A 26,381-nucleotide genomic window follows, 5' to 3' on the forward strand; every position below is an offset into this window, starting at 1 on the left:
TCGAATGCTCGAGAAACATGAGTTCAGATGATTGAGGGGCGGGCATTGACAGATTTTTTTGTGGAGACGTAAACTAACGAAGGGAGGGAAGTAGATGAAGAAGAGAGAGAAAGGTGCTTATTGGCGCATGATTCGTCCGCACACACTGACGGCGAGCTTTATTCCGGTGCTGTTAGGAACGTTTATCGTCGCCGGTCAAACCGATTTGAAATGGGGTCTGTTCTTGGCGATGCTCTTCGCCTCGATCTTGATTCAAATCGCGACGAATTTATTTAATGAATATTACGACTACAAACGCGGGCTCGACCACGAAGGCTCGATTGGAATCGGCGGCTCGATCGTACGAGACGGGTTCACGCCGGGTCAAGTGCTCGGCATCGCGCTCGGGATGTATGGTGTCGCGTGTGTACTCGGTCTGTATCTTGCCGCTTCGACGAGCTGGCATTTGCTTTGGATCGGAGCGTTGTCGATGGTCGTCGGCTATCTGTATACGGGTGGTCCGCTTCCGATTGCGTATACGCCGTTCGGTGAACTTGTCGCCGGATTGTTCATGGGCTACGTCATCATCGGGATTTCAGGATATATCCAAATCGGTACGGTGACGACTGAGTTGTTGCTCGTGTCATTCCCGATGGCGCTCTTGATCGGAGCGATTTTACTAGCCAACAATATACGGGACTTGGATAACGACAAGGTGAACGGACGACGCACGATTGCGTGTCTCGTCGGACATCGCCGGGCCGTGCTCGTTTTGGCCGGATTCTTTATCGTTGCGCTGATTGGTATCCTCGTCGCCGTATTCGTTTACGGGGTCACGCCTTGGGTATTGCTTTCGTTAATGACCGTTCCGATCATGATTCGTGCGGTGAAGCGGTTCTGGGTGAAACGTGAGCCGGCCGACCTGATGCCGGCGATGGCGATGACGGCGAAGGTCAACACGTTATTCGGGGCCTGGATGGTCATCGGATTAATCGTCGCACGCGTTATCGCATAAACATAGAGGAGGGGAACGATATGTCAGTCGTCAAAGACATGCTTGCGTTCAATGAACGGTTCGTGACAGAGAAGCAGTATGAGCAGTACGTGTCAGATAAATTTCCTGATAAGAAAATTGTCATTTTAACTTGTATGGACACACGGTTGACGTCGTTATTGCCACATGCGCTCGGTTTGAAGAACGGCGACGCGAAAATCATCAAAAACGCGGGCGCGGTATTGTCGCATCCGTTCGGATCGGTCATGCGTTCGATTCTCGTCGCCTTATACGCTCTCGGTGCGGAAGAGGTGATCGTTGTTGGACATTACGATTGCGGCATGGCCGCTATCGACCCGAACGCGGTCATCGGCGAGATGGAGCGGCGCGGAATTGATCCGCAGACGTTACAGACGCTCAAAGCCTCAGGCATGAACTTGGAGAAGTGGTTGCATGGCTTTGACTCGGTCGAGGCGAACGTCGTCAACTCGGTCAGTCTGATCAAAAACCATCCGCTCCTGCCGCCGGGTACGGACGTCCACGGATTTGTCATCGATCCAGGAACGGGGCGACTCGATGTCGTCGAGGCATAATCATCCATGCAAAAAGGCGAGCTCCGTTTTGAGAGAGCTCGCCTTTTGTCATCCGTACGTGTTGACCGGAATATCTTTGTAGTCATCTTCGTCCGAGTCTTTCGACTTGGATTTTTTGTTTTTCTTATAGTTCTTCTCATACTCTTGCTCGCTCGGTGTTTTGAAGAAGCGTTGCCACGTGGCGTTGATCTCAGAGCCAATCAAGATGATCATGCCGGTCAACTGCAGCCAAAGCAACGTGACGATGATGCCTCCGAGTGATCCGTACGTCGAATCGTAGTTACCGAAGTTCGAGACGTATAGGCTAAAACCGAGTGAGACGAGCTGCCAAGCGATGACGCCGAAGATGGCGCCGGGGACGGTGCTTTTCCAAAACACGTGTTGTTGCGGTGCAATCTTATAAAAGATCGACAGCGTCAAGATCAAGATGACCGTCGTCAGCACGTAACGGAACACGTTGATCAAGACGACTTCGGCACCGGAAATCGGGAGGTAGTCTGAAATGAATTCGATGATTTGTGAACCGAACACGTTCGAGATGATGAGTAGCAAGACGCCGACGCCGAGGAGGAACGTCAAGCCGAGGGCGATGCCTTTACTGACGAAGAAGTTGCGTTCGTTGTCCTCACCGTACGCGTGGATTGCCATATTGATCAATCGTTCGACTCCTTTAGAGGCCGACCAAATCGCTAAAATCGCACCAATCGAGAGCAGTCCGCCTCGTGGCTCGCCGATCGCCTCAAAGATCCCTGATAAAAACTCGGTCGCCGCCGAACCTGGCGCCAGGTTATTTAACTGTTCTTGAAACGACGCTTGTGTGATGTCGAAGAACGAGAGCAACGCTAAAATAAAAATGATTCCCGGGAAAATGGATAAGAACCAAAAAAAAGCGAGCGTTGCCCCGTAATCTTGAACGTCATGCTCTTTAAAACGACGAAACAACTCTTTCCCGAAGGAAAGCCAATTCTTTTTTTCTTTCACTTCTGTAGTGTCCATGCGCATATCCTCCTGAACGTTATCGTTAGAAACTATCTTTCCCGATTTGTCAGTAGGTTACACATTGATTCAGTCTTCGGCTAACGTTTTGTCAAAGAATCGTTCTGGATTGGTGGTGAGTAGCTCGGCTAAAGAAGGGGGTCTGACCGGCAGGCGGCTCAATGCGCTCCGCTTCACCCAAATCGGTGTGTACGAGCCGTTCGTCTGTTCAGCTTGGAACTCTTCGCCTGTACCGGTGCCGAATTCGCCACTTGTGACGCGGGCCCAAAAATAAGGATTCAATTCACCGTTGAAGGCGACGTAGGCGGCGACTCCTTCAAGCTCGACGTGGACACCGAGTTCTTCATAAGCTTCACGGACGGCAGTTTCTTCAGCCGTATGGCCAAATTCGACACCGCCGCCAGGGAAGACGTAATAGAGTGCGTTTTCTTTTTCGCGTCGAATGAGCGCGACCTCGTCGTGTTCGTTCGTGAGGATGATGGCGCTGCGTAATTTTGTTCTGACCAATGGGATCGTTCCTTTCGGTAGCTTATAGTGAACAAAACGCATCGACTCACCGTCGATGCGCTTTGTTAATCTGTCGTCTTTTGTTCTAACGATTCGTACATATCAGAAGTCAAACCGTTCTCATGAGAACCGATAACTTTTGCGGCGACGCGCATGCCAAGGCGGAGCGCGTCTTCAATCGAATGATGCTTCATCAATTCAGAGATGACGGCCGAGAAGAAAGAATCACCGGCGCCTGTTGAATCAGCGACTTTGACTTTTGTCGTCGGTACGTGTCCTTGCTCGTTCGTCCGGAGATCGACGTAGACGGCACCGAGTTCGCTCATCGTGACGATCGTGAGCGGCGCACCTTTCATCGCGAGCACTTCGGCGACGCGCAATGCGTCATCGACGGTGACGATTGACATATCAGACAGGATTTCGGCTTCTTCACGGCTACAGATGAAGCCGGTGAAGCCTTGAAGCAAGTGGCGATTTCGTTCGATGACGGACAAATGACCGCACACCCCGTAAAGCGGAAGCTTCATCTCGCGACATAGTTCGATCGTCTCATTCAAGACGTTGACCGACAAATCGAGGTCGATGGCGACGGCTTCGCTTTCGGCGAACACCGTATCGATTCGGCGGAGGATACATTGTTCCATCATCGCTTCATCTGGTTGTTTCGAGATCGAGGTCTGGAGGTCGCCGTTATTGTCCATGACGGCGAGCCACATGCCCATACCGTTATCTTCAAGCAGGTCGACATGGTCGACGTTGACGTTTAAGTCGCGAAGCTCTTGAAGGACACCCATCCCGATTTGGTCGTTTGTGACGGTTGACACGAACCGGACGTCGTTACCGAGGACACCTAGGTTTTGCGCGACGTTACGGCCGGTTCCGCCGTTCGAGAACGCGATGTCCCCGACGTTTTTCGCATCTTTATGAAGCGGGGCGAACGATGTTCCTTTAATATCGACAAATACTTTGCCGATTACTGCAATCGTATTCATATGCTGTACCACCTTTAGCCAATCATCTATCTGTTATCGGTCTGTTAGACACATTGTTTCCATTATAGCGAAATCGTCATTCGCTTTCAATGACGGTTTCAAACGCTGTCGAAATTTGTCAATCCCATGAAGAACTGAGCAAGCGCAGTCCGTTCAAAATGACGAGAATCGTTGACCCTTCATGACCGACGACGGCGAACGGCATGACGAGCAGCTCGAAGATGTTCGTCGCGATCAAAACGAGGATGACGCCGAGGGCGAACACGACGTTCTGCAAGACGATCCGGTTCAATTTACGAGATTGCTCAATCGCTGAACTCAAGCGGACGAGGTCGTTTTTCATGAGGACGACGTCAGCCGTCTCGAGTGCGGCGTCGGTTCCTTCGCCCATGGCGATCCCGACGTCTGCTGTCGCGAGGGCCGGGGCGTCGTTGATGCCGTCGCCAATCATCCCGATCGTGCCGTACTCTTGTTTTAACAGCTTGATTTGTTCGACTTTCTCTTCCGGGAGGCATTCGGCGATGTAGCGGGTCAAGCCCGCCTCCGTCGCGATGGCGCGTGCGGTCGCTTCATTGTCGCCTGTGATCATGATCGTCGCGATCCCGAGATGGTTCAAGCGCTCGATCGCTTGTTTGGCTTCCGGGCGTAACGTGTCACGCAGTGCGAACGCGCCGATCGTCTGTTCATCGTCACTGACGAAGACGAGTGTGTGTCCGGCGGCTTTTAACCGCTCGACGTCTTCGCGGTAGAAGTCACCGCTCCGGTCGGCGAACTTTTGTTTACCGACCCGGTAGGAAGTGCCGTCAATCGTCGCTTCGATGCCTGAACCGGTAATGTCTTTAAAGTGATCCATGTCTCCCGTATGTTTGCCCGTGAACTTGACGAGCGCCTCGGCGAGCGGGTGCATCGAATGTTCTTCGATCAAACTGACGACGCGATAAACGTCTTCTGCTGCCATGTCAGGATGAACCAACGCCGTTTGGACGACCGGCTTACCGATTGTGAGCGTCCCGGTCTTATCGAAAGCGATCGCTTTGAGGCGTCCCATGTTTTCGATGTGGACACCGCCTTTGAACAAAATCCCGTGTTTAGCGGACGAGGCGATGGCGGCAAGCGCGGCCGGTGTGATCGCGGCGACGAGGGCGCACGGTGAGGCGACGACGAGCAGGATCATCCCGCGGTATATGCTTGTCTCGAGCGACCACGAAGTGAGGACGGGACCGAGCAAGATGATGGCCGTGACCGAGATGAGCACGATCTGGACGTATCGTCCCTCATAGCGGTCGATGAACTGGGCCGACGGTGATTTTTCTTCTTGGGCTTGCTGCACCATCTGAATGATCTTTTGGAACAACGTCTCGGTGGCGAGTTTCGTCACCGATAACGTGAGCACCCCGTTCAAGTTAACACTTGAACCGAACACTTCGTCGCCGACGGTCCGGTCGACCGGAATCGATTCCCCGGTGATGGCGGCTTCTTCAACGGAGGCGGTCCCGCTCAAAATGCGTCCGTCGACCGGGATGCGTTCACCCGGCCGGACGTAAATCCGGTCGCCGACTTTTAAGTCATCGATGTGGACGACTTCGAGACCGCCGGCTGCATCGAAACGGGTCGCTTGTTCCGGTTGGAGTTCCATCAACGATTCGAGCGCCCGCTCGTTTTTGTTCAGCGTGTACGTCTCGAGTGCACCGGACAAGGCGAAGATGAAGATGAGGATCGCGCCTTCCATCCAATAGCCGATCGAGGCGGCACCGATCGCCGCGATGATCATGAGTAGCTCGACGTTCAATGATCGGGTTTCCCACGTATCGGTCAGTCCTTCTTTGGCTTTGGCGTAACCGCCGATCAAGAAGGCGTTCAAGTAGAGCGTGACGTAAATCCAAGTGGCTCCGTCTTGTCTTTCTGCGAGATATGCGAGTACAATCAATACACCGCTGATGAGCGCCATGATGAGCTCGATATGTTCGAACCAGTTGGCCCGTTTGAAGACGTGGCTTTTTTCTTGTGCAGTAGTTGCGTGTACGTTCATAGTAGGCACCTCTTTCTAATTGAGAATATATATCAGTTAAATGATAATGACTGAGGATGATTATCATTATCTTTTGTTGTTTTAAAGGGTTTTACATCCGTTTTCTTCATGTCTCTTATTTATAATGATTATCATGTGAGTCTATTTTATCATCATTCATAACAACTCACAAACTAAAAGATTAAGGAGATTTCGTGTCATGCAAAATATTTTTCAACGCTCTTGGAGCGTCACGCTGTTGGCGTTGTTCAACACGTTTTTATGGGGCAGTGCTTTCCCGTTCATTAAATTAAGTTATGAGGCGTTAGACATCGGGGCAGGCGAGTACGGCCAACAACTGTTTTTTGCCGGCGAACGGTTTTTACTGGCCGGTATTCTGTTGCTCGTGATCAGCCGGCTCGTCTTCAAGCGGCCGATCCGATTGAATGCGGAAAAATTGAAGGCATACGCACACTTAGGGGCGTTCTTGACGTTTTTGCAATATCTGTTCTTCTATATCGGATTGTCCATCTCGACCGGGGTGCAAGGGTCGATCATCGCCGGCTCGACATCGTTCTTCCAAATGGCGCTCGCACATTTCCGCTATGAAGATGATCGGTTGAACCGGTTGAAAGGCATCGCGCTCACTCTCGGCTTCTCAGGGATCGTCATCGCGAACTGGCCGACAGCAAGCTCGGAAATCGGTTTTGGAATCGGTGAGATCCTCCTCATCTTGGCGATGGTGTCTGGCGCGTTCGGGAACTTGGTCGCGAAAGACTACTCGCGACATCATGACGTCGCCCCGATGACCGCTTGGGCGATGGTGATCGGTTCGCTCGGTCTGTTGATCGTCGGATTTATCCTTGACCCGGGAGGCGTGTTCTTGCCTTACACGGTGAAGACGCTATTGTTCCTGTTATACCTCGCATTGTTGTCAGCGATCGGTTTCACGTTGTGGAACACGCTCATGAAGCACAACCCGGTGAGCCGGGTGTCGCTCTATATGTTCTTTGTTCCCTTGTTCGGTGTCTTGTTATCGAGTTTACTGCTCGGTGAGACGATTCCTTGGAACGCGCTCGTCGGGTTACTATTCGTCATCGCCGGCATCTATTTGTCAACGTATTTTCAAGGTCGTCGTCGACCGGGCGGCTCTATCGCGAAATGAGTTCGAGGTACAGTTGACGGAAGTTTATTTTCATGACAAAATATATTAAAAATTCTGAAAATTTTTCAGTTATGAATCGGTCTTCGTTGTAAAGACTTGCGTACGACAAGTTAACAGAAGGGAGGGTTTGTGCCATGACGAGAAATTTGATTGTCCGAAACATCCTCGTGTCGCGCCAGCCGCGAGACGAGTACGTCAAGTACGTGATGAAGTGCGTGAGTCGCGGATTGAAAGAACATCACGACCAAGTCGATGTGCGCGCCGTCAGGCAAGGCGATGACATCCAGACGAAGTGGCAAATCAACGATCGTGTCATCGAGGTGACGCTCAAGTCCGACGTATTGGCATCGCTCGATACGGAGCCGTTCGCTCTCGATGAGGTGTTCATCCGGGCGTTCGAACGAAACGATGTCAGAGTCGGGCCACCAAACGAATGACAAACGAAAAGGATGAATCTCCGCGGAGACTCATCCTTTACTTATGCTTCGATCGGTTTGGCTTTTGACGTGAACAGGCTGATCGACAGGATGCCGAGGATCAAGGCGTACATGAGGAAATATACTTCTTTAGGCAACGCGACCCAAAACGCACCGATCATCGGACCGCTGATCGACCCGACACTGAACGAGATGCTGTACAGCATGTTGCCGGTCGGTAAGAGTGAGCGGGGCAACACTTCCGTCATATGGGCGAGGCCGAGCGAATAAGTAGAACCGAGTCCGGCACCGGCCAAGGCAAACAAAACGAGCAACCACAAATAGTTGTCGACGGCGAGGTTCGCGAGGGCGAACAAGAGCGTACCGAGCGTCAAGACGATTTGCAGGACGCGTTTCTTCCCGAAGTGATCGGCGAGCCGTCCGAGCGGCAACTGGACGATGATGGACGCGACGATGAACGTCGTGATGAGCGTGCTCGTCTGTGCGAGCCCGATGTCGTTGCGGACGGTGAAGATCGGCAAGTTCGCATTCAGGCTCGCTTCAAGAAAGCCGTATGTGAACGCCGGGAGCAGCGTGTACCCGGCACCGATCAAGACGAGGCGGATGCGTCCGGTCGAATCCGTCTTCACTTTCTCCGCCTCGGGGTACTCGTTGTCGACCTTGAAGATAAGGAAGAGTGATCCGAGACAGAAGAAGATCAAGACGAGGAACGGGAGCCAAAAGTGAATATCGACGAGCGGGGCGATCAACGGACCGACCGCAAACCCGAGACTGAACGACATCCCGTAATACGCCATCGCCCGGCCGAGACTCCGTTTCTCGCTCACGGACGTGACCCACACTTGCGAGCCGTAGTGAAGCGCCGAGTCCCCGAATCCGATGACGAAGCGCATGACGGCCCACATGAGCAGTGACGGCCAGAGCGGTAAAAAGAACGTGGCGAGCGCCGTCAACACGATGCCGAGCACGATCGTCGGGCGGAATCCGTATTTGCGGACGAACCGTTCGAGTAGCGGCGCCGAGACGATGATGCCCAAATAGAGCATCGTCGCGTTCAGTCCGTTCAGCCAGGCCGGGTTGCCGTCACGTTCGATTAATGTGGATAGTAAAGGGATGAGCGCCCCTTGAATCAAGCCTGAAATAAAAACGACGAGCAATAAGATCGAAAAACGAAACCGTTCCATAGTTCACCTCATATACAAAAATAAAAAGCTGAGAGGTCTCAGCTTTTTGGTTCATCAATCGGTTGGGGAGTATGATTTATTTGCAGTAACTCGTCGTCCCAACTGCCTTGACTGAATACTTCATCATGGTCTACTTTGTCCGAAACGAATGCGGCTGTCAATAAGATGCTGAGCACGCCTCCGAAAATGATGATTCCCATGACGGTAACGATGAACACATAGATCGCTGTCATCATCGAACACCTCGATTCGTTTTATATACTAAATATTTCCCGAATCGAAATAATTAAAACGAGTGGGCGACACGTTGTCTAAAGTCGACTGTCGGATAGTACGCTTGTTTGACGAGTGCGTTCGGTCCGAGGCATTTGACGGCGGGACAATGGCACGACAGTGTGGCGTTCAACGCGCTGTTCGTCCATTGATCGTACGCGTCTTGGAACGACGTATCGTACAACGTGCCGAGTGTGCCGAGTTCGTCTCCGAAGTCGGTGACGATGATCTGACCGTCAAAAATGTTCGTGTTCAACCGGGAGCGTCCGTCCGGGTCGTTGCGGACCGTCACGTTTTTCGCGGTCGAGAGTCGCCGCAGTAAGGCGCGGTCGGCTTCTGAGTCCGAGCAGGCGTAAAACGGCAACGTTCCAAACAGCATCCAGACGTTCTCGTCCCGAATGTCGAGTACGTCATGGATAGCTTGACGGATCTCGTCGAGAGAGGCCGACTCGAGCGCGCTAGCGAAGTCTGCGGGGTACATTGGGTGCAATTCGTGGCGTTGACAACCGAGCGAGACGATTTCCTCGTGAATCTCTTGTGAACTACTCACCACTTATTTGCTTCGCAACTTGAAGTGGGAGCTTCTTGGGAAGACCGTGCTTTGACCAGCCACGGTTGTGGACCAAGCTCGTCGGGCAGTCCCTGCCCTGGAGTGTTTCAGTCGGCGAGACGCAACAGGTTGAGGCTCGCGTTGACGTCGCGGTCATGGTGCGTGCCGCATACGGCGCATGTCCACTCGCGGACGTGCAGGTCCTTCTTGCCGCCGTTCTCGCCACAGGCCGAACAAACCTGGGTCGAGGCGAACCACGGGTCGGCCTGGATCAGTGTGCGGCCGTGGAACCTGCATTTGTAGGCGAGCTGGCGGACGAACTCGCCCCATCCGGCGTCCCCGATCGACTTTGCCAGGCGGCGGTCCTGCATCATCTCCCTCGGTTTCAGCGTCTCGACGACGACGACTTGGTTCTCGTCGACGATGCGTCGTGACAGCTTGTGGAGGAAGTCATGTCGGCGGTTCCGTACCTTTTCATGCTTTTTGGCCAATAGGAGCCGCGCCTTCTCGCGGTTCCGGCTGCCGGGCTTCTTGCGGGAGAGCGCGCGCTGCGCCCGTCTCAGCCGTTCCTCGGCCTCGCGCAGGTTGCGCGGGTTCGGGACCTTCTCCGTCACGAGCGCGTCGTTCGTCATGACGGCGAAGTGCCCGAGGCCGAGGTCGATCCCGATTTTGTGCTCGGCCGGGACCCAGGGCTCGTCGGCCTGCTCGACGAGGAGCGACACGAAGAATTTGCCCGTCTTCGTCATCGACACGGTCGCCGACCGGATGGCCCCGTCGAAGATTCGGTGCTGTGTGAACCGGATGAACCCGACCTTCGGGAGCCGGACCCGGTCCCCCTCGATGCGGATCGTGCCGTGCTGGTTGTTCGTCGTGTAGGAGGCGCGCGATTTCCGTCTCGACTTGAACACCGGGAAGCCGGCCGTCCCGGCGAAGAACTTCGCGAACGCCGCGTCGAGGTGAAGCTTCGCGTTCGCGAGCGCGAGGCTGTCCGCCTCACACAGGAACGGGAACAGGGGCTTGTACGAGGCCGGTGTCGGCAGTTTTCGCTTCGGGCCGGTCCCAGCCTTCGCCTCCTCGTGGATGGCGATGCGGTCCTCGAGCAGCTTGTTGTAGATGAACCGGGCACAGCCGATCGTCCTGACCAGGAAATCGGCCTGTTCCGACGTCGGGTGGAGCCTGTATTTGTAGCCATTCAGCATGTCTCCCCCTCCTCTCGGCCGATGATCGTGATGAACGCCTTCCTCATCCGATACCCGCGACGGGGGAAGGGAAATCTGACGGAATCACGAACTTATGTTCGTCATATCTGTCACAGGGGTGGCCAAGAAGTTTATGTACGGGCGATTCATCTCCCACCTACGCTGGGCCTCGCCCCAGACGCTTAGAGGTGGGAGAATTCTCGCTTAATTATGTTAAATGGGGGATTGTCCGCTTGTTGATCATCGTCTCGGCCGATACGATGACCCCTTCGGCCGTGAGGGCTCGGGCATTGTCCTTCATCGTCTGAAGCATCTTGAGCCGAGCGGATTCGCTCGGCTTGCGGTCCATCATCGCGAAACCGCCCTCTAAGAAATCGGCGTCCGTTCCCCAATTATGAGAAATGTGCAAAACGTCGAGGTAAGGGGTAATAAGATGATAGCGAGATAACGGCAACGTCAAGTTCGAGTTGATCTGTGTGCGGGCACCGCGCTCCTTAGCGTAGCGTAGAAGCGGGACGACATAGTTTCGAACTGACTTCATCGACAGCATCGGCTCACCGCCCGTGATCGAGAAGGCGCGCAAGTGCTCGATCTCGTCGAGGCGCGAAATCAACAGTTCGAGCGGGACCTCGGGTTCTTCCGTTTGATCGAGCATATAGCCGACCGCACAATGCTCGCAGCGCATATTGCATAGTTTCGTCGTCGTCACTTCGACGTTCGAGAGAACGAGTCGACCGAACTCGGTTTGATCGAGATACGCTTCCCACGGATCGAACGTCGTCGAGATGTTTTGCATGTGGATTCCACCTTTTTATCAAGTTACATGAAATAGTATGCTATAATAACAACTCTTTGTCACTAAGCGAAGGAGCGATCATGAGATGGGTAAATCACGAACAGATACGGCAGGAAAAATGAACGTGTTAAAATCGAGAACGGAGTTACTGTGCTTATCAGTCAACACGTTAGACGAATTCACGACGCCAGAGGATTTGCATCGATTGTTAGCTGATATTGATTCCTTACGTGCGAAAGTCGTACGTTACGCCAAAGATTTAGAACAAGTATCTCGAAAGGATGAAACACATTGAAATTGATCGTAGGAGAACGTGCAAGCACGAAAGCAGAACGGTTAGGCATTAACGGGGAGGGCATCGCGATGATCAATCGGATGGTCATCTTTATCCCGAACCTGTTACCAGGGGAACGAGCCGATATCGAAATCACGCGCATCGAACGAAACTATGCCGAGGCGCGGGTCACGAAGCGACACAACGACTCGCCGGACCGGGTCAAACCGCCGTGTCCAATTTATGACGAATGTGGCGGTTGCCAGATTCAACATATGAGTTCACGTCTGCAAATGGACTATAAAGAAGATATCGTCCGCAACGCGTTCCGTCAGAAGACGAAGTTGAACGTCGATAAGTCCGATATCCGTCCGACGAAAGGGATGGAAAACCCTTGGTACTATCGTAATAAGTCCCAATTCCCGTTGTCAGTCCAACGCGGCGAAATCGTCTCAGGCCTCTACAAGCCGAACTCGAACGACCTCGTGCCGATCGAGCACTGCATGGTGCAACAACGTGATACGACGAACGTCAACAACGCTATCGTCCGTATTTTGAACGAGCTCGACATCCCGGTCTATGACGCGAGACGTGACGTCGGTTTTGCCCGGACGATCGTCGTCCGTTCAGGTTACAAGACGAACGACGTTCAAGTCGTTCTCGTCGTCGGGAGTGAGGACGTACCGAACTTGGATACGCTCAGCGACCGCATCATGGAATTGCCGAACGTCGTCTCGTTCCATATCAACATCAACTCGAACCGGTCGGGCGTCATCTTCGGTTACCGAACGGTCCACATCGCCGGTCAAGATAAGATGGACGAGCAGCTAGACGACGTGCATTACCACTTGTCGCCACGTGCTTTCTTCCAACTCAATCCGGCCCAAACCGAAGTCATGTACCGTGAAGTCGTCGAGGCGGCCGGTCTGACTGGTGAAGAACGCGTCATCGATGCGTACGCCGGTGTCGGTTCAATCGGACTTTGGCTCGCACCGCACGCGAAAGAGATTCGCGGGATGGAAGTCGTACCTGAAGCGGTTGAAGACGCAAATGCTCACATGCGTGAGAACGGCTACAATCATGCGACATACGTCGAGGGGCGCGCTGAACATTGGATTCCGCGCTGGGTGAAAGACGGGTGGATTCCTGACGTCATCGTCGTCGACCCGCCGCGAACAGGTGTGGACCATCAGCTCCTAAACGCGATGATTTCTTCGAAAGCGAAACGGATCGTCTACGTGTCATGTAACCCGCAGACGCTCGTGCGCGACGCGGATCAACTCATGAAAGCCGATTATAAGGTCAACTACGTCCAACCGTACGATATGTTCCCGCAAACGGCTCACGTCGAATCGATTGTCGTCTTCGAGAAAAAGAAGAAGAAAAAATATTGACGGGACCGTGAAAACGCTTGTAAAGAAAACGTTTTCACGTTATAGTTCAGATGTCAGACTTCTTTTTTAAATTCAAGAAGCGGAGGAACATTCAATGATTCCACATGAAAAAGTTCAAGAGCTCGTTCATAAGGCGATTGACGCGCGGTCGCGCGCATATACACCTTACTCGAAGTTCAACGTCGGTGCCGTCGTCATCGATGAGACGGGTAAGGAAATCTTAGGTTGTAACGTCGAGAACGCGTCGTACGGTTTGTCGATGTGTGCGGAACGGACTGCCATCTTCAAGGCGGTGTCGGAAGGCAGCAAGTCGATCGACACGGTCGTCGTCGTCGGAGACACGGAAGGCCCGATCTCGCCATGCGGCGCTTGTCGTCAAGTCATCGCCGAGTTTGCGAGTGACGACTTCACGTTGATCTTGGCCAACATGGCCGGTGAGACGAAAGTGATGACAAAAGAAGAGATGCTGCCATACGGCTTCTCGCCAAAAGACTTAACATGAAAATAAGGATGCGGACAAAGTTGTCCGCATCCTTATTTGTTGCCGTCATATTTTTTCTCGCTGACTGAGTCGTCTTTTGAGTGGCGCTTTCGTTTTTCGTCTTTCACTTTTTGATTCAGCTCTTCGACCGGGATCGGGTCGACCGTCTCCATGCCTTCTTGGTCAAAGATGCTCTCTTTGTCCGTATCGACGGCGTCCGGATTATCGAACGGTCGTTTTGACGGTTGTTCCTGCTTCTTCATCTCCATCGCCTCCTTCTTTGAGTGTTATTCCACTTCCGTATTTTGTGTAAACGCTTTAGAAAAGTGTTTCAAGTTTCGGGAACAGTGGAATTATCTGTGCATAGTGACTAAGGAGGGGTATTGGATGGATAAGAAAGTATTGATGGGGATCGTGCTCGGTGTGGCTGGTGCTGCACTCGTCGCGCCGAAAGTCGCAGCGCTGTTGACGCAAGACCAAGAGGATAACACGTGGAGCAAGATGGACAAGATGGAAAGTGTCGATTCCGATAAAGACGAGGCGGAAGCAGGGTTGACGCAACTCGACTCGAATCATCGGGCCGAGTGGCAAGCGAACGGGTTCCCGCAGACACACGCCGAACGCGAGCGGCTCATGAATGAATCAGATGATGCCTATAAAGGCAAAGATATTTAAAAAGAGGCAGCCGCGGCTGCCTCTTTTATATGTCTTCATCGTCTGGCAAGAGCGGCAAAGCAAGCGACACGGTCGTGCCGCTGCCGACTTCGGACGTGAAATGCATCGAGCCGCCATGGCGTTCCATAATGTGCTTGGCGATGGCGAGCCCGAGTCCGGTACCGCCGTCTTCACGCGTCCGCGATTTGTTGACGCGGTAGAAACGTTTCGTCAATTGATCGAGATCCTCTTTCGGGATGCCCCGGCCTTCATCGCGAATCTCGGTGATGGCATAGTTCTCTTCCGCGAACGTCCTCACATGGATCGACCTGCCGGCATCCGTGTAACGAAGAGCGTTATCGAGTAAGTTTCCGACGACTTGTTCGAGGCGATCGTGATCCCCGAGGATGATGAGGTCGAAGTCGAGATCCGCTTCGATGGTGACACCTTTCGCGCGCGCGATCGGTTCAAACCGGTATAACACGTCTTCGAGCACTTGTGAGTACACGACCGGTTCTTTCGTCATCGGATACGAATCGCGTTCGAGCTGGGCGAGGTCGAGCAGATCGTTGACGAGTCGTTGCAACCGTTCCGTCTCGTTCTCGATGATGTCGTAATACTGGGCTTGCGTCTTCTCGTCGAGCGTCGGGTCTTGCAGCATCTCGGTATACCCGCGAATGTAAGACAGCGGGGTCCGGAGCTCATGGCTGACGTTAGCCAAAAATTCTTTGCGCTGCTCCTCGACGAGTCCGAGCGACTCGGCCATCCGGTTGAGCGTCTCGGCCAAGTCACCGATCTCGTCATCGGAATCGATCGGGATGCGGTGCGAGAAGTCACCTTTGGCATACACTTGGGAAGCGCGTTTCATTTGGATGAGCGGTTGAATGATTGTGTCGATGATTTGCGTCCCGAAAATGAGCAAGTTGACAATCATCAAGATGAGCAAGAACGTGATCATCAGCCGGATCGGCTGGAATGGCTCACTGATTTTGCTCAGCTCCATATAGAGGATGAGGGCATTATCGAGTTCGCCGTCACGGATGAGCGGGAAAGCGGACATGAGAATGTCGACATCCTCGGTCGGGTGCTTGCGCGTAACCGAGATGGCGTAGCCGTCTTGCAAACGAGCGAGATCTTGTTCGCGTAAAAACGTCTTCCCGGAGCCGAGACTATCTTCCCGTACGGACGAGAGGAATACTTTCGTTTCGGTCAGTTCATTCGTGTACGTCATGCTGTCAGCGAACGCGTCGGAGAAGCCGTCCGCCTTATAGATGGTGACGAGTTTCTCCCCTCGGTTGATCAGCAGTTCTTCTTGCGTCTGAATGTAAAACTTGTCGTACAAGTAAAACGTCATGATGATGAACACGAACGCAGAGAAGAGGCTGGCCGTCCAGATGGTGATCCAAATCCGCTTCCGGATCGTGTATTGCTTCATACGTTCGCCTCGAACTTGTAGCCGATCCCCCAGACGGTCTGGATGTAGCCACCGGCTTCGCCGAGCTTGAGACGGAGCGTTTTAATGTGCGTGTCGACCGTCCGGAGGTTGCCGTGGTATTCGGTACCCCAAATTTGGTCGAGGAGCTGTTCTCGAGAGAACACTTTGTCTTCGTTTGTGATGAACAAGTAGAGGAGATCGAACTCCTTACGCGTCAAGTTAACAGTTTTGCCTTTCACGCTGACGGCGCGGCCTTCGATATCGATTGATAAGACACCGGCGTCGAACGTGGCTTCTTGTTCTTTTGAGAAGTTGTGCGTGCGCCGAAGTGTCGCTTCGATTCGGGCGAGCAGTTCGCGCGGGCTGAACGGTTTTGTGATGTAGTCGTCCGCGCCGATCTTCAATCCGTGAATCCGGTCGAGTTCTTCAGACCGGGCCGTCAGCATGATGATCGGGACGTTCGAGAACTCACGGATGCGCATGCAGGCGGTCAGACCGTCAAGCTCGGGCATCATGACGTCGAGCAAGACGAGGTGGAACGACTGTTCTTTTAACAGGTCGATCGCCTCAAGGCCGTTTGTTGCGGTGACCGTCTCATAGCCTTCTTTTTCTAAATTGGAAACGAGCAAATCGCGCATCTGCTCCTCATCGTCGGTTACTAAGATTCGAAATACTGGTTCTATCATCTGGCATTCTCCTTTACAAACCGGTTAACGAAGGATGTGATAATTCCCTCATACTTCTATCATACCTATCTCTTCGAATTAGAACAGAATTATTCATTGTCGTAAAGTTGTCCTCAACAAATCCACACAAAAACGCCACAAAAAAGCCAATTCTTTGTCAGAATTGGCTTATGCTTCGAGTTGGGCTTCGTACGAATGATCGAACTCAGGCGCATGAAGTGAATGCAAGTACAGCTGGAAGCTCGACTTCGACACTTCATACAAGACGTATTCGACGTCACCGCTATTAATTTCTGCTAACAAATCGGGCCGGATCTCGTCGGCGCAAAACGCATAAGGAAGTTTTGCCGCCGCCGCGATCGAACGCTCATTTGCTTTGCGAATCTTTAAAAATACACTCTCAATATCAAGGTCGAAGAACAGCTCTGAGAAGAACGTTTCTTTCGCGACTTGATTGTAACCTTTCCCATGGTACGGTTTGCCAAGCCACGTACCGAGGAAGCCGTAACCGGTTTCCACATCGAACAAGCTGATCGTCCCGATCGGGGTACCGAACTCGTTCGTAATTGTACGTGAGATGATGTTTCCTTGCTCTTCTAGCTCGATGATTTGCTTCGTGCTAAATAAAAACTCGTCAAAGTGGACCGTCTTTTGACGGACATATGGAAAGACATCTGGGTGTTGCATCAGTTCGAACAACTCCGCGCAGTCGGTAAGCTCACGAAATTTGAGCACCAAACATTCCTCCTCCTAGTTCAGACCGCTGAAGAATAGTTGTAACGAAAGCATACTTCTGGCTACGTTGTTCGAACTTGCCTTGGCTGCTCTCTTTTATGAGTTACAAGATTATTTTATAGACTTTTTTTGAAAAAGCAAGCAAATAAAATGTAACTTCACAAAAAAAATAAAAGAGCGCTTTCACGTCTGGGGTTACTCACATTTCATGATGGGTTTTCGAGCGATCCGTCGAGTAGACGATACGGCCGTCGACGATGGTCATGATCGGCTTCGACATGTAGTCGAGCGGGAAGTGACTCCACAAGACGAGGTCGGCGTCTTTGCCGACTTCGAGTGACCCGACGCGGTCATCAACCCCGAGTGACTGGGCCGGATGGATCGTGATGGCGCGCAGGGCGACGTCGACCGGAAGGCCTTCACGGGCGGCAAGACCGGCGCAAAGATTCAAATATTGGACCGGGGTATATGGATGGTCGGTCGTGATCGAGACGATCATATCGTGTTCATGCAAGATGCGGTACGTCTCCCACGTTTTGTTTTGAAGTTCGATTTTAGACTTACGGGTGAACGTCGGTCCGACGGTGACATGTTTGACGCCGAGTTCACGCAACTTCTCGGCGACGAGATGACCTTCCGTACAGTGCTCAATCCGGTAATCGAGATCGAACTCTTGAGCGAAGCGGACGACCGAAAGAATATCGTCGGCACGGTGGGCGTGGACTCGGACCGGCATCTTCCGGTCGAGCGCGAGTTGGATCATCTGACTCCCGAACGTGCCGATCGTCTTCGTCGAATCGACGGTCCGGAACGCCTCGCGCAGTAGTCCCATGATGCCCATGCGGGTCAACTCACCGGATTTCCCCATACTGTGGACGCGCTTCGGGTTTTCGCCGAGAGCAAGTTTCAAGCCGGCGTAACGGCGCAATACCATATCCTCGATAAAGCGACCGTGCGTTTTAATGACGCTCGTCACTCCGCCGATGACGTTCATGCTGCCCGGCATGACTTGGACCGCCGTGACACCGGCCATGAGCGCTTCACGGAAGCCTTCATCGAGCGGATAAACCCCGTCGATGGCCCGTGCGTGCGGTGTCATCGCTTCGACCGTCTCATTGGCGTCATTCCCGACGGAACCCGTCCCTTCGTCATACAGTCCGAGATGGGTATGGGCATCGATGAAACCGGGGAACAGGAAGTTGCCTTCCGCCTCGATGACGGTCTCGCCGTCCGTTGGGTCTAACAAGTCCGCCATTTCGATAATTTTTCCATCTTTTATGCGAATGTCCCCGTAAAAGTTTGGCGCGGTGATCGGATAAATATGGGCGTTACGAATTAATAGATTACTCACGAGCTGTCTCCTCTCAAGTCAAATGCAGTAGTTGTTTTAGTGCGGGTTCTAACGTCTCATAGCGAAAACGAAAGCCGTGATTGAGCGCTTTTGTCGGGACGACTTTGGCACCTTCGAGTACGATCACGCTCTTTTCGCCGAGTACGAGTTTGAGGATCGGGGCCGGAGCCGGAGCCCAGTGTGGACGATGCATCACTTGTCCGAGCGTTTTCCCGAATTGGTCCATTGTCACCGGTGTCGGCGCCGTCCCGTTGACCGGTCCATGCATCGAATCGGTCTCGATGATGTAGACGAATAAGCGGACGAGATCGTCTATGTGGATCCAAGGGACCCACTGTTTTCCGGAACCGAGCCGTCCGCCGGCACCGAGCGTGTAGGGCAGCTTCATGAGCGGGAACGCGCCCCCGTCGTTTGACAAGACGACACCAGTTCGCATCGTGGCGAGACGAATGTCCATATCGGCGACGGGCGCGATTTCTTTCTCCCACAAGACGCAGACGTTTCCTAAGAAGTTGGTCCGGTCCGGGAGCGGTGTCGATTCCGAGTAAGTGATCGACCGGTCTTCGCCGTAAATGCCGATTGCTGATCCGCTGATGACAACGTCCGGTTTCTGCTTCATGTTTTTGATGATGCGAACGACTTCTTTCGTCCCATCGATACGGCTTTGGAGGATGGCTTGTTTTTGTTTGTGCGTCCAGCGTCCGTCGTTAATGGAGGCTCCTGCCAAGTGGATAAAGGCGTCGACATCTTGGAGTTCGGTCTCGGGATGGCTGTCTGGCGTCAACCATTCGACGAACGAGATGCCTCCTTGACGTGGGCGCGGATGGCGCGTCAAGACGACGACTTGATGACCGGCCTCGGCTAGCGCCCGAACGAGCGGCCGGCCGATCAATCCGGTACCACCGGTGATTGCAATTTTCATGTGAATCCCTCCATTATTCTTGAAGCGTTTTCAAATCGGGTATGATAACGGTAAATACAATAGCTAGTTAAATAAATACCCTTTCTTTTAACTTATCAAAAATCCTTCTGAAAAGGGGAACGTGATATGTTAGAAGCAGGAAAAGGAGGGGTTTCATGAAAATCAGCAAGTTTACGGCTCAAAAGAAAAACAAGGACCGCTTGAACGTCTTCATCGAGAAAGATGGGCAAGAAGAGTTCGCGTTCGCCATCGATTTAGACGTCTTCATTAAATATGGATTGACGAAAGGGATGGAACTTGAAGACGATTTTGTCCGTGACGTCCTCCAAGCCGAAGAGGAACAGAAAGCATACAAAGCAGCCGTCAATTATTTATCGTACCGAATGCGTGCCGTTTCAGAGGTCCGTGACTATCTCGTGAAGAAAGAGATAGATGAGGCAGCCATCAAGCGCGTGATTGACAGATTGATTGAACAACGCTATTTGAACGATGCCGAATTCGCCAAAGCCTACACCCAGACAAAGTTTAATACGAGTCCGAGCGGCCCGAGCAAAATCAAGCGGGAATTGGTCCAGCTTCGAATCACACCTGAAATCATTGAAGAGGTCATCGCTGCGATCTCGCACGAAGACCAGCTTGAGAAAGCCGGAAAGTTCGTAAATAGGAAACAATTGGAAACGAATCGCCGTTCCGCCACAGAAGTGCAACAAAGAATTCAACAAACCCTGGTGCAAAGAGGATTTTCGTTTGATATCATTTCAGAGGCGATCCTTACGTTTTGGGAAAACGAGGATGAGGACGTCGAGCTTGCAGCTTGCTTGAAGCAGGCTGAAAAACTGAGTCGGAAGTACAACGGGTATGCCCCATATGAACGGAAACAGCGCATGAAGATGCAGCTTCGTAGCAAAGGATTTCCGTATGAGGTGATTGACCGGACTTTAGAACGACTCGCTGAACAAGAGACATAACGGGAAATTCATTTACGGCAGGGGAAAAAATCTGAAAAGGTGGGTCTACATTGACGATTTTTGAATGGATTACAGCACTTGTGCCAATTTTGGCTGTGCTTGTATTATTGGTTATTATGCGTTTACCAGCATCGGTTGCGATGCCACTCTCGCTCCTGTTGACGGCGCTACTTGCGTTCTTCGTCTGGGAACTTGATGCAACCCGCATTACAGCGGCAGTGTTACAAGGAATCGTCATCGCGATCACGGCAGCGTGGATCGTGTATGGCGCGATCGGGATGATGAATACGATGAAAGAGGGCGGCGGTATGAACGCCATCCGTTCCGGTTTTGTCACCATCACACCGGATCCGCGGATTCAAGTCCTCATCGTCGGCTGGTTGTTCGTTTCGTTCATTGAAGGTGCTTCAGGCTTTGGGACACCGGCGACGGTGGCGGCCCCGCTATTGATCGCACTAGGTTTCCCGCCGATTGCGGCTGTTGTCATCGCCTTGTCGGCCGACGTATCAGCCGTCACGTTCGGTGCAGTCGGGACACCGGCTTTGATCGGGATCGGTAACGGACTCTCGCTCGATGTGAGCAAACCGGAATCAATCGAATTTTTAACAAGTGTCGTCTTACAGACGGTATTGATCGATATGCTCGTTGGTCTTTTTATCCCGTTCATTTTGATTTTGATGCTGACTCGATTCTTTAGTAAAGCGAAGTCGGTCAAACCCGCATTCGAAGTATTGCCGATCGCCCTTGTGGCGGCTCTCGTCTACAGCGTTCCGGCTTACATTTGGACGCTCATCCTCGGATTTGAATTTGGGGGCATGCTCGGTGGCTTGACCGGTCTTGTGATTCTCGTCGCGATGGCACGAAAAGGTATTCTCATGCCAAAACGGATTTGGACGTTTGACGGTTACGCCGACGAGCTCGATCAACCGGTTGAACAGCCGACAGTCGGGAAAGGGAAACGTGAACTTCCGCAGTGGAAAGCATGGGCCCCTTACTTGATTTTGACGATCTTCCTCATCTTGACACGGACGGTCCCGTTCTTGAACGAGTTGACGCGCAGTGTCCGGATCGACCTCCCGAACATTTTAGGAGTAGAAGGAATCTCGACGTCGTGGGAGCCGTTCTATTCACCAGGGTTCATGTTCATCTTGACGATGATTGCGACGTTCTTCTTGCACAATATGAGTTGGTCGCAAGTGACGTCGGTCTTTAAAGCGACGACACTCGGCATCGGCGGAACGTTAATTACGCTTGCGGCGTCAGTTCCAATGGTTCGAATCTTTATCCATTCAGAGAATGGCGGAGCTGGACTCGCATCGATGCCAGTCGAACTCGCGACGGCTGCAGCGGACACGTTTGGTGGCGTTTGGCCGCTTGTCGCGCCGTGGATCGGGGCGCTCGGAGCGTTTGTATCGGGATCGGCCACGTTCTCGAACATGATGTTCTCGAGCTTGACGACAAATGTCGCCGATTCGGTCGGGATGAGTGAGACGCTCGCCTTATCGATGCAGATGGCCGGCGCGAACGCTGGTAACATGATCTGTGTGCTGAACGTCGTCGCGGTCGCTTCGGTCGCGGGTCTGCTCGGTAAAGAAGGAACGATCATTCGCTACACGCTCATGCCGATGATCTACTATGTGACAGCAACAGGAATCGTCGGGATGATTCTCGCGACGTTCTTCTTAAACTGAAACAAGTTACAATATTTTTACAAAAAAATATTGACAATTTTCTGAACAGTCTGCTAAGGTTTTAGTAGATTTTCAAACTATGAAGAGAGAGGAGCCAGCATGATGAAGTACTTGACTACACTACAACGCACACACACAACATCATATGGCTACTCGTATTTGACTGCGTAACACGGCAGCTGGATAGGGGTAGTGTCCTTTCCCTGACCATGCAAATGACTGAAGACTTTCAAGCGTACTTCATCCGATTGGTTGCACAATCAGGTGGAGTGCGCTTTTTTGCGTGCTCGGAAAGGACGGAAGGGGGAATCAGTCGTGAAACTGATTAAACAATTGGATTGGTTTATTAAGAGGCAGAAACGAACGTATGTCATTGCGATCATTTTGCTCATCATTACCGGGGTCATCGATATGCTCCCGCCATGGATTATCGGGCAAGCGATCGATGCAATCCGTGAAGGAAGTTTGACGACGGAACGGCTCATCACAATCGTCGGCTCACTGCTAGGCATCATGGTGTTATCGTACGTTTTATCGTACTTGTGGATCGCGCGTCTATTCGGGACGGCGTTCCTGCTCGAGAAAAAACTGCGGGCCCGATTCTTCGGGTATTTGCTCAAACAGACGCCGCGGTTTTATCAACAGCACCGCACCGGGGACTTGATGGCGCTCGCGACGAATGATTTGAAAGCGGTTGAACGGACGGCCGGTTTCGGTGTCATGACGCTCGTCGATTCGTTCAACATGACACTGATCGCATTGACGATCATGGGGGTGTTCATCGATTGGAAATTGACGCTTGCGGCACTGTTGCCGATGCCGTTACTTGCCTGGTCGATGAATAAGCTTGGCCGTCAAATTCACGCTCGCTTCACCGCGGCGCAAGATTCGTTCGGCGTTATGAACGACCAAGTCGTTGAATCGATTTCAGGACTTCGCGTCATCCGTTCGTTCGTGCAAGAAGAAGCGGATACGAAGAAGTTCGATACGATCACCGACGACGTCATGGCGAAAAACATGCACGTCGCCAAAATCGACGTCTTGTTCGAACCGGTTATCAAATTGCTCGTCGGTTTGAGTTACTTGATCGGCTTGTCGTTCGGGACGTACCTCGTCTTTACGAATGACATCACGCTCGGTCAACTCGTCTCGTTCAACATTTATCTCGGGATGCTCATTTGGCCGATGTACGCGTTCGGTGAGTTGATCAACGTCGTCCAACGCGGGACGGCGAGCTTAGAGCGGATTGAAGCGACGATGAACGAAGCGCCGGACGTCGTCTCGAACGGCACGGTGCAAGTCGACGTGCCAGAGAAGATCACCTTCAAATCGTTATCGTTCCGCTATCCGGGTGCGAGCCGCCCGTCGCTCGAAGACATCGTACTCCACGTATCACGCGGAGAAACGATCGGAATCGTCGGACCGACCGGGGCCGGCAAAACGACGCTCCTGCGTCAGCTGATCCGCGAATATCCAATCGATGACTCTTTGCTCGTCAACGGGATCCCGGTTCACAAAATTAAACTCGACACGGTACGAGGTTGGAGCGGTTACGTGTCACAAGAACATCTATTGTTCTCGAAGACGGTCCGCGACAACATCTTGTTCGGGGCCGATGACGCGACCGAAGCCGACCTCGAGACGGCGATTCGGCTTGCGGCGTTTGATACCGATATCGAGCATTTAGAGAACGGGCTCGATACGGTCGTCGGCGAGCAAGGGGTCATGCTGTCAGGCGGACAGAAACAACGTCTGTCGATTGCGCGTGCGCTCTTGAAAGACCCAGAGATTTTATTGCTCGACGATTCGCTCTCGGCGGTCGATGCGAAAACGGAAGCCCGAATCATCGATTCGGTCCGGACGAGCCGTGCCGAACAGACGACGTTCATCGTCGCGCACCGCTTGTCTGCCGTTTCCCACGCTGATCAAATCCTTGTCTTGCAAGACGGTCGCGTCACTGAACGCGGCACACATGACCAACTGATGAAACAGCACGGTTGGTATTTCGAACAGTTCAATCGACAAGGAGAGACGGAGTAATCCGTACGAAAGGGGGAATCTCTTATGATCGATCAACACGAATTAGATCCGGTCCGCAGGAAAAAGACGATTCGCTCACTCGTTGGCTATGCCAAACAAGTGAAGCGCTCGATTTTCCTCGGGTTGATCCTACTCTTTTTAGCGGTCGGCGCAGAACTTGCGGGACCGTATATCGCAAAAATTATCATCGATGACCATATCGTCGCTATCGAGCGCGACTGGGTTCAAGTCGAGGCCGGGGGCAGTGTCTCGTTTGACGGCAATAACTATGAGAAAGAGACGCGGTTGGACGGGCAAGACGTCGTCCGTCCCGTCTCGATCGTTCAGACGACCGAAGGCTACTATCTCGTACCGGACGCCGTCATGAGCGGTGGGGTCAGAGAAGTCGATAACGGTGTCTTGACCATCACGCGGAGTGAGGAGACAGCGACGTACGACAACATCGTGCCGTTGTCTTCGACCGACGTCTTCCAGTTTTATGAGACGGATCTTCGGGCCGTCCTCGTCTTATCTGCCATCTACGTCGTCCTGTTGCTCATCGCAGCAGGTCTCAACTGGGGGCAACAGATGCTCCTGCAACGTTCGGCGCATACAATCGTCAAGACGATGCGCCTTGACGTCATGCGGCATTTGCAGACGATTCCAGTCCGTTACTTTGACCAGACGCCGATCGGGAAAATCGTCAGCCGGGTCACGAACGATACGGAGACGATTCGTGATTTGTATTTGGGCGTTCTCGCCCGCGTCTTCCAAAGCGTCGTCATGATGATCGGTGTTTTGATCGCCATGTTCTTCCTAGACGTTCGCCTCGGACTCGTCTCGCTCATCATCATCCCGGTCGTCATCGTCTGGGTGAAGTTGTTCCAGCGTCTCTCGACCCGGAACAACTTTAAAGTCCGGGCGCTCGTCGCCGATATGAACGCACAATTGAACGAGAGCATCCAAACGATGCCGATCATTCAATCGTATGTGCGTGAAGACCTCGTCTATGATGAGTTCGATGTCAAGAACAGCGACAACTTCCAGACACGCCGGAAACTGTTGAAGCTCGACGCCCTTATGTCGCACAACTTGGTCAACTTCTTCCGCAACATGGCACTCGCGCTCCTCATTTGGGTCGTTGGTGCGCAAACGCTCGGAACGGGCAGTGTGCTCACGCTCGGGATACTTTACGCCTACATCGATTACGTGTCCCGTATTTTTGAGCCGGTGACGCAAATTATGAACCAGTTGTCACCGCTCCAACAAGCGCTCGTTTCAGCGGACCGAATGTTCCAACTGCTCGACGAGAAAGGCGAAAACGTCTCGTCTGAACGCATTCCGCGCTTTAATGGCGAAGTCGTGTTCGACAACGTGACGTTCAGCTATGAGGCTGGAAAGCCCGTGTTACAACAGATCGACATTCAAGCTGCACCTGGTGAAACGGTCGCACTCGTCGGCCACACCGGCAGCGGTAAGAGTTCGATCATGAACTTGCTCATGCGCTTTTATGATCCGTCTTCAGGAAAACTTTGCATCGACGGGGTAGACGTGACGACACTTCCGACGCAAGCCGTTCGGGACCATCTCGGCATCGTGTTGCAAGACCCGTTCTTGTTCACGGGCTCGATTCGGACGAACGTGACGCTCGGTGATGAGACCATTCCTGATGAACGGATTTGGCAAGCGTTGACGGCGGTCGGTGCCGACCGGTTCGTCAAGCAGTTGCCGCAAGGACTCGACGAGCCGGTCATTGAGCGCGGCGCTTCACTTTCGAGTGGAGAGCGACAATTGATCAGTTTCGCCCGGGCGCTCGTGTTTGACCCGGCCATCCTCGTCCTTGACGAGGCGACTGCTAGTGTCGACTCAGAGACAGAGGCGCTCATCCAAGACGCGCTGAAGACGCTCACATACGGACGCACGACGTTCGTCATCGCGCACCGATTGTCGACGATTCGTGAGGCCGATCAAATCCTCGTCCTCGACCACGGTCAAATCATCGAGCGCGGGAATCACCAGTCACTCATCGCTGACGGCGGCGTCTACGCCCGGATGCATGAGTTGCAAAGTAAACAGCAAGTGATCAGCTGAGAAAGGA

Annotated in this window: 25 protein-coding genes and 2 pseudogenes; 12 read left to right on the top strand and 15 right to left on the bottom strand. The window is 52.8% G+C overall.

Annotated features, from left to right (window positions below; all coding sequences use genetic code 11):
- Window positions 1-94: 94 nt before the first annotated feature.
- Together BJU60_RS11115 and BJU60_RS11120 are read left to right on the top strand one after the other, a co-directional pair.
- Window positions 95-994, top strand: a complete 900-nt coding sequence (locus BJU60_RS11115) for a 1,4-dihydroxy-2-naphthoate polyprenyltransferase (protein WP_070328929.1) — start codon at window positions 95-97, stop codon at window positions 992-994.
- 20 nt (window positions 995-1,014) lie between these two features.
- On the top strand, window positions 1,015-1,566 hold the full coding sequence (locus BJU60_RS11120) for a beta-class carbonic anhydrase (protein ID WP_070328930.1): 552 nt from the start codon (window positions 1,015-1,017) through the stop codon (window positions 1,564-1,566).
- Window positions 1,567-1,614: 48 nt separating this feature from the next.
- Here the strand turns inward: BJU60_RS11120 and BJU60_RS11125 are convergent, their stop codons facing one another.
- The 4 genes from BJU60_RS11125 to BJU60_RS11140 all read right to left on the bottom strand — a co-directional run bounded on the left by BJU60_RS11125 (window position 1,615) and on the right by BJU60_RS11140 (window position 6,090).
- Window positions 1,615-2,562: a YihY/virulence factor BrkB family protein gene (locus BJU60_RS11125; protein WP_070328931.1), complete on the bottom strand. Its 948-nt coding sequence runs from the start codon at window positions 2,560-2,562 to the stop codon at window positions 1,615-1,617.
- A gap of 69 nt (window positions 2,563-2,631) precedes the next feature.
- Complete coding sequence (locus BJU60_RS11130) at window positions 2,632-3,069, bottom strand: NUDIX hydrolase (RefSeq protein ID WP_167615739.1); 438 nt, start codon at window positions 3,067-3,069, stop codon at window positions 2,632-2,634.
- Between the two features lie 65 nt (window positions 3,070-3,134).
- The gene (locus BJU60_RS11135) at window positions 3,135-4,061 is read right to left on the bottom strand and encodes a carbohydrate kinase family protein (RefSeq protein ID WP_070328933.1); all 927 of its coding nucleotides are present in this window, start codon (window positions 4,059-4,061) and stop codon (window positions 3,135-3,137) included.
- Window positions 4,062-4,179: 118 nt separating this feature from the next.
- Window positions 4,180-6,090: a heavy metal translocating P-type ATPase gene (locus BJU60_RS11140; protein ID WP_070328934.1), complete on the bottom strand. Its 1,911-nt coding sequence runs from the start codon at window positions 6,088-6,090 to the stop codon at window positions 4,180-4,182.
- 199 nt (window positions 6,091-6,289) lie between these two features.
- Between BJU60_RS11140 and BJU60_RS11145 the strand changes: the two genes are divergently transcribed.
- On the top strand, window positions 6,290-7,234 hold the full coding sequence (locus tag BJU60_RS11145) for a DMT family transporter (protein WP_070328935.1): 945 nt from the start codon (window positions 6,290-6,292) through the stop codon (window positions 7,232-7,234).
- Window positions 7,235-7,368: 134 nt separating this feature from the next.
- Window positions 7,369-7,671 carry a hypothetical protein gene (locus tag BJU60_RS11150; protein ID WP_016510464.1) on the top strand — a complete coding sequence of 101 codons (303 nt, stop codon included), beginning with the start codon at window positions 7,369-7,371 and terminating at the stop codon, window positions 7,669-7,671.
- A 41-nt stretch (window positions 7,672-7,712) separates the two neighbouring features.
- Here the strand turns inward: BJU60_RS11150 and BJU60_RS11155 are convergent, their stop codons facing one another.
- The 5 genes and pseudogenes from BJU60_RS11155 to yfkAB (BJU60_RS11175) form a co-directional block, all read right to left on the bottom strand.
- A complete protein-coding gene (locus tag BJU60_RS11155; RefSeq protein WP_016510467.1) occupies window positions 7,713-8,855 on the bottom strand; it encodes an MFS transporter in 1,143 nt (380 codons plus the stop codon).
- A gap of 38 nt (window positions 8,856-8,893) precedes the next feature.
- Window positions 8,894-9,088 (bottom strand): hypothetical protein, encoded by a 195-nt coding sequence (locus BJU60_RS11160; protein ID WP_233589689.1) that lies wholly within the window; start codon window positions 9,086-9,088, stop codon window positions 8,894-8,896.
- 53 nt (window positions 9,089-9,141) lie between these two features.
- Window positions 9,142-9,666, bottom strand: a pseudogene (gene yfkAB, locus BJU60_RS11165) (radical SAM/CxCxxxxC motif protein YfkAB); the annotation flags it as partial.
- Window positions 9,667-9,785: 119 nt separating this feature from the next.
- Entirely contained in the window at window positions 9,786-10,877 is a 1,092-nt protein-coding gene (locus BJU60_RS11170) for an RNA-guided endonuclease TnpB family protein (RefSeq protein ID WP_070328937.1), read from the bottom strand.
- Between the two features lie 214 nt (window positions 10,878-11,091).
- A pseudogene (gene yfkAB, locus BJU60_RS11175) lies at window positions 11,092-11,673 on the bottom strand (radical SAM/CxCxxxxC motif protein YfkAB); the annotation flags it as partial.
- Between the two features lie 85 nt (window positions 11,674-11,758).
- Between yfkAB (BJU60_RS11175) and BJU60_RS11180 the strand changes: the two are divergent.
- The 3 genes from BJU60_RS11180 (at window position 11,759) to cdd (ending at window position 13,843) form a co-directional block, all read left to right on the top strand.
- A complete protein-coding gene (locus tag BJU60_RS11180; RefSeq protein WP_016510454.1) occupies window positions 11,759-11,968 on the top strand; it encodes a hypothetical protein in 210 nt (69 codons plus the stop codon).
- Entirely contained in the window at window positions 11,965-13,341 is a 1,377-nt protein-coding gene (rlmD, locus tag BJU60_RS11185; RefSeq protein ID WP_070328938.1) for a 23S rRNA (uracil(1939)-C(5))-methyltransferase RlmD, read from the top strand. Before BJU60_RS11180 ends, rlmD begins: the two co-directional genes overlap by 4 nt.
- Before the next feature lie 94 nt (window positions 13,342-13,435).
- Complete coding sequence (cdd, locus tag BJU60_RS11190; protein WP_016510463.1) at window positions 13,436-13,843, top strand: cytidine deaminase; 408 nt, start codon at window positions 13,436-13,438, stop codon at window positions 13,841-13,843.
- A 32-nt stretch (window positions 13,844-13,875) separates the two neighbouring features.
- Here cdd and BJU60_RS11195 read toward each other — a convergent pair whose 3' ends face one another.
- Window positions 13,876-14,085: a hypothetical protein gene (locus BJU60_RS11195; protein ID WP_070328939.1), complete on the bottom strand. Its 210-nt coding sequence runs from the start codon at window positions 14,083-14,085 to the stop codon at window positions 13,876-13,878.
- Between the two features lie 124 nt (window positions 14,086-14,209).
- Here BJU60_RS11195 and BJU60_RS11200 point away from each other — a divergent pair, with 124 nt between their 5' ends.
- Window positions 14,210-14,497, top strand: a complete 288-nt coding sequence (locus BJU60_RS11200; protein ID WP_070328940.1) for a hypothetical protein — start codon at window positions 14,210-14,212, stop codon at window positions 14,495-14,497.
- A gap of 25 nt (window positions 14,498-14,522) precedes the next feature.
- Here the strand turns inward: BJU60_RS11200 and BJU60_RS11205 are convergent, their stop codons facing one another.
- From BJU60_RS11205 to BJU60_RS11225, 5 genes are all read right to left on the bottom strand, one after another.
- On the bottom strand, window positions 14,523-15,911 hold the full coding sequence (locus BJU60_RS11205; protein ID WP_070328941.1) for a sensor histidine kinase: 1,389 nt from the start codon (window positions 15,909-15,911) through the stop codon (window positions 14,523-14,525).
- On the bottom strand, window positions 15,908-16,597 hold the full coding sequence (locus BJU60_RS11210) for a response regulator transcription factor (protein ID WP_070328942.1): 690 nt from the start codon (window positions 16,595-16,597) through the stop codon (window positions 15,908-15,910). The genes BJU60_RS11205 and BJU60_RS11210 overlap by 4 nt, the downstream gene beginning before the upstream one ends.
- Before the next feature lie 168 nt (window positions 16,598-16,765).
- The gene (locus BJU60_RS11215) at window positions 16,766-17,332 is read right to left on the bottom strand and encodes a GNAT family N-acetyltransferase (protein ID WP_070328980.1); all 567 of its coding nucleotides are present in this window, start codon (window positions 17,330-17,332) and stop codon (window positions 16,766-16,768) included.
- A gap of 199 nt (window positions 17,333-17,531) precedes the next feature.
- The gene (locus BJU60_RS11220) at window positions 17,532-18,683 is read right to left on the bottom strand and encodes an amidohydrolase (protein ID WP_070328943.1); all 1,152 of its coding nucleotides are present in this window, start codon (window positions 18,681-18,683) and stop codon (window positions 17,532-17,534) included.
- Between the two features lie 13 nt (window positions 18,684-18,696).
- Complete coding sequence (locus tag BJU60_RS11225; protein ID WP_070328944.1) at window positions 18,697-19,605, bottom strand: TIGR01777 family oxidoreductase; 909 nt, start codon at window positions 19,603-19,605, stop codon at window positions 18,697-18,699.
- A gap of 155 nt (window positions 19,606-19,760) precedes the next feature.
- Between BJU60_RS11225 and recX the strand changes: the two genes are divergently transcribed.
- The 4 genes from recX to BJU60_RS11245 all read left to right on the top strand — a co-directional run bounded on the left by recX (window position 19,761) and on the right by BJU60_RS11245 (window position 26,374).
- On the top strand, window positions 19,761-20,573 hold the full coding sequence (recX, locus tag BJU60_RS11230) for a recombination regulator RecX (protein ID WP_070328945.1): 813 nt from the start codon (window positions 19,761-19,763) through the stop codon (window positions 20,571-20,573).
- A gap of 50 nt (window positions 20,574-20,623) precedes the next feature.
- A complete protein-coding gene (locus tag BJU60_RS11235) occupies window positions 20,624-22,264 on the top strand; it encodes an L-lactate permease (RefSeq protein WP_083274120.1) in 1,641 nt (546 codons plus the stop codon).
- 315 nt (window positions 22,265-22,579) lie between these two features.
- Window positions 22,580-24,304 (top strand): ABC transporter ATP-binding protein, encoded by a 1,725-nt coding sequence (locus BJU60_RS11240; protein WP_070328946.1) that lies wholly within the window; start codon window positions 22,580-22,582, stop codon window positions 24,302-24,304.
- A gap of 24 nt (window positions 24,305-24,328) precedes the next feature.
- Window positions 24,329-26,374 carry an ABC transporter ATP-binding protein gene (locus BJU60_RS11245; RefSeq protein ID WP_070328947.1) on the top strand — a complete coding sequence of 682 codons (2,046 nt, stop codon included), beginning with the start codon at window positions 24,329-24,331 and terminating at the stop codon, window positions 26,372-26,374.
- Window positions 26,375-26,381: the final 7 nt, after the last annotated feature.

The organism is Exiguobacterium aurantiacum, assembly GCF_001766415.1.
GTDB classification, from domain to species: domain Bacteria; phylum Bacillota; class Bacilli; order Exiguobacteriales; family Exiguobacteriaceae; genus Exiguobacterium; species Exiguobacterium aurantiacum_A.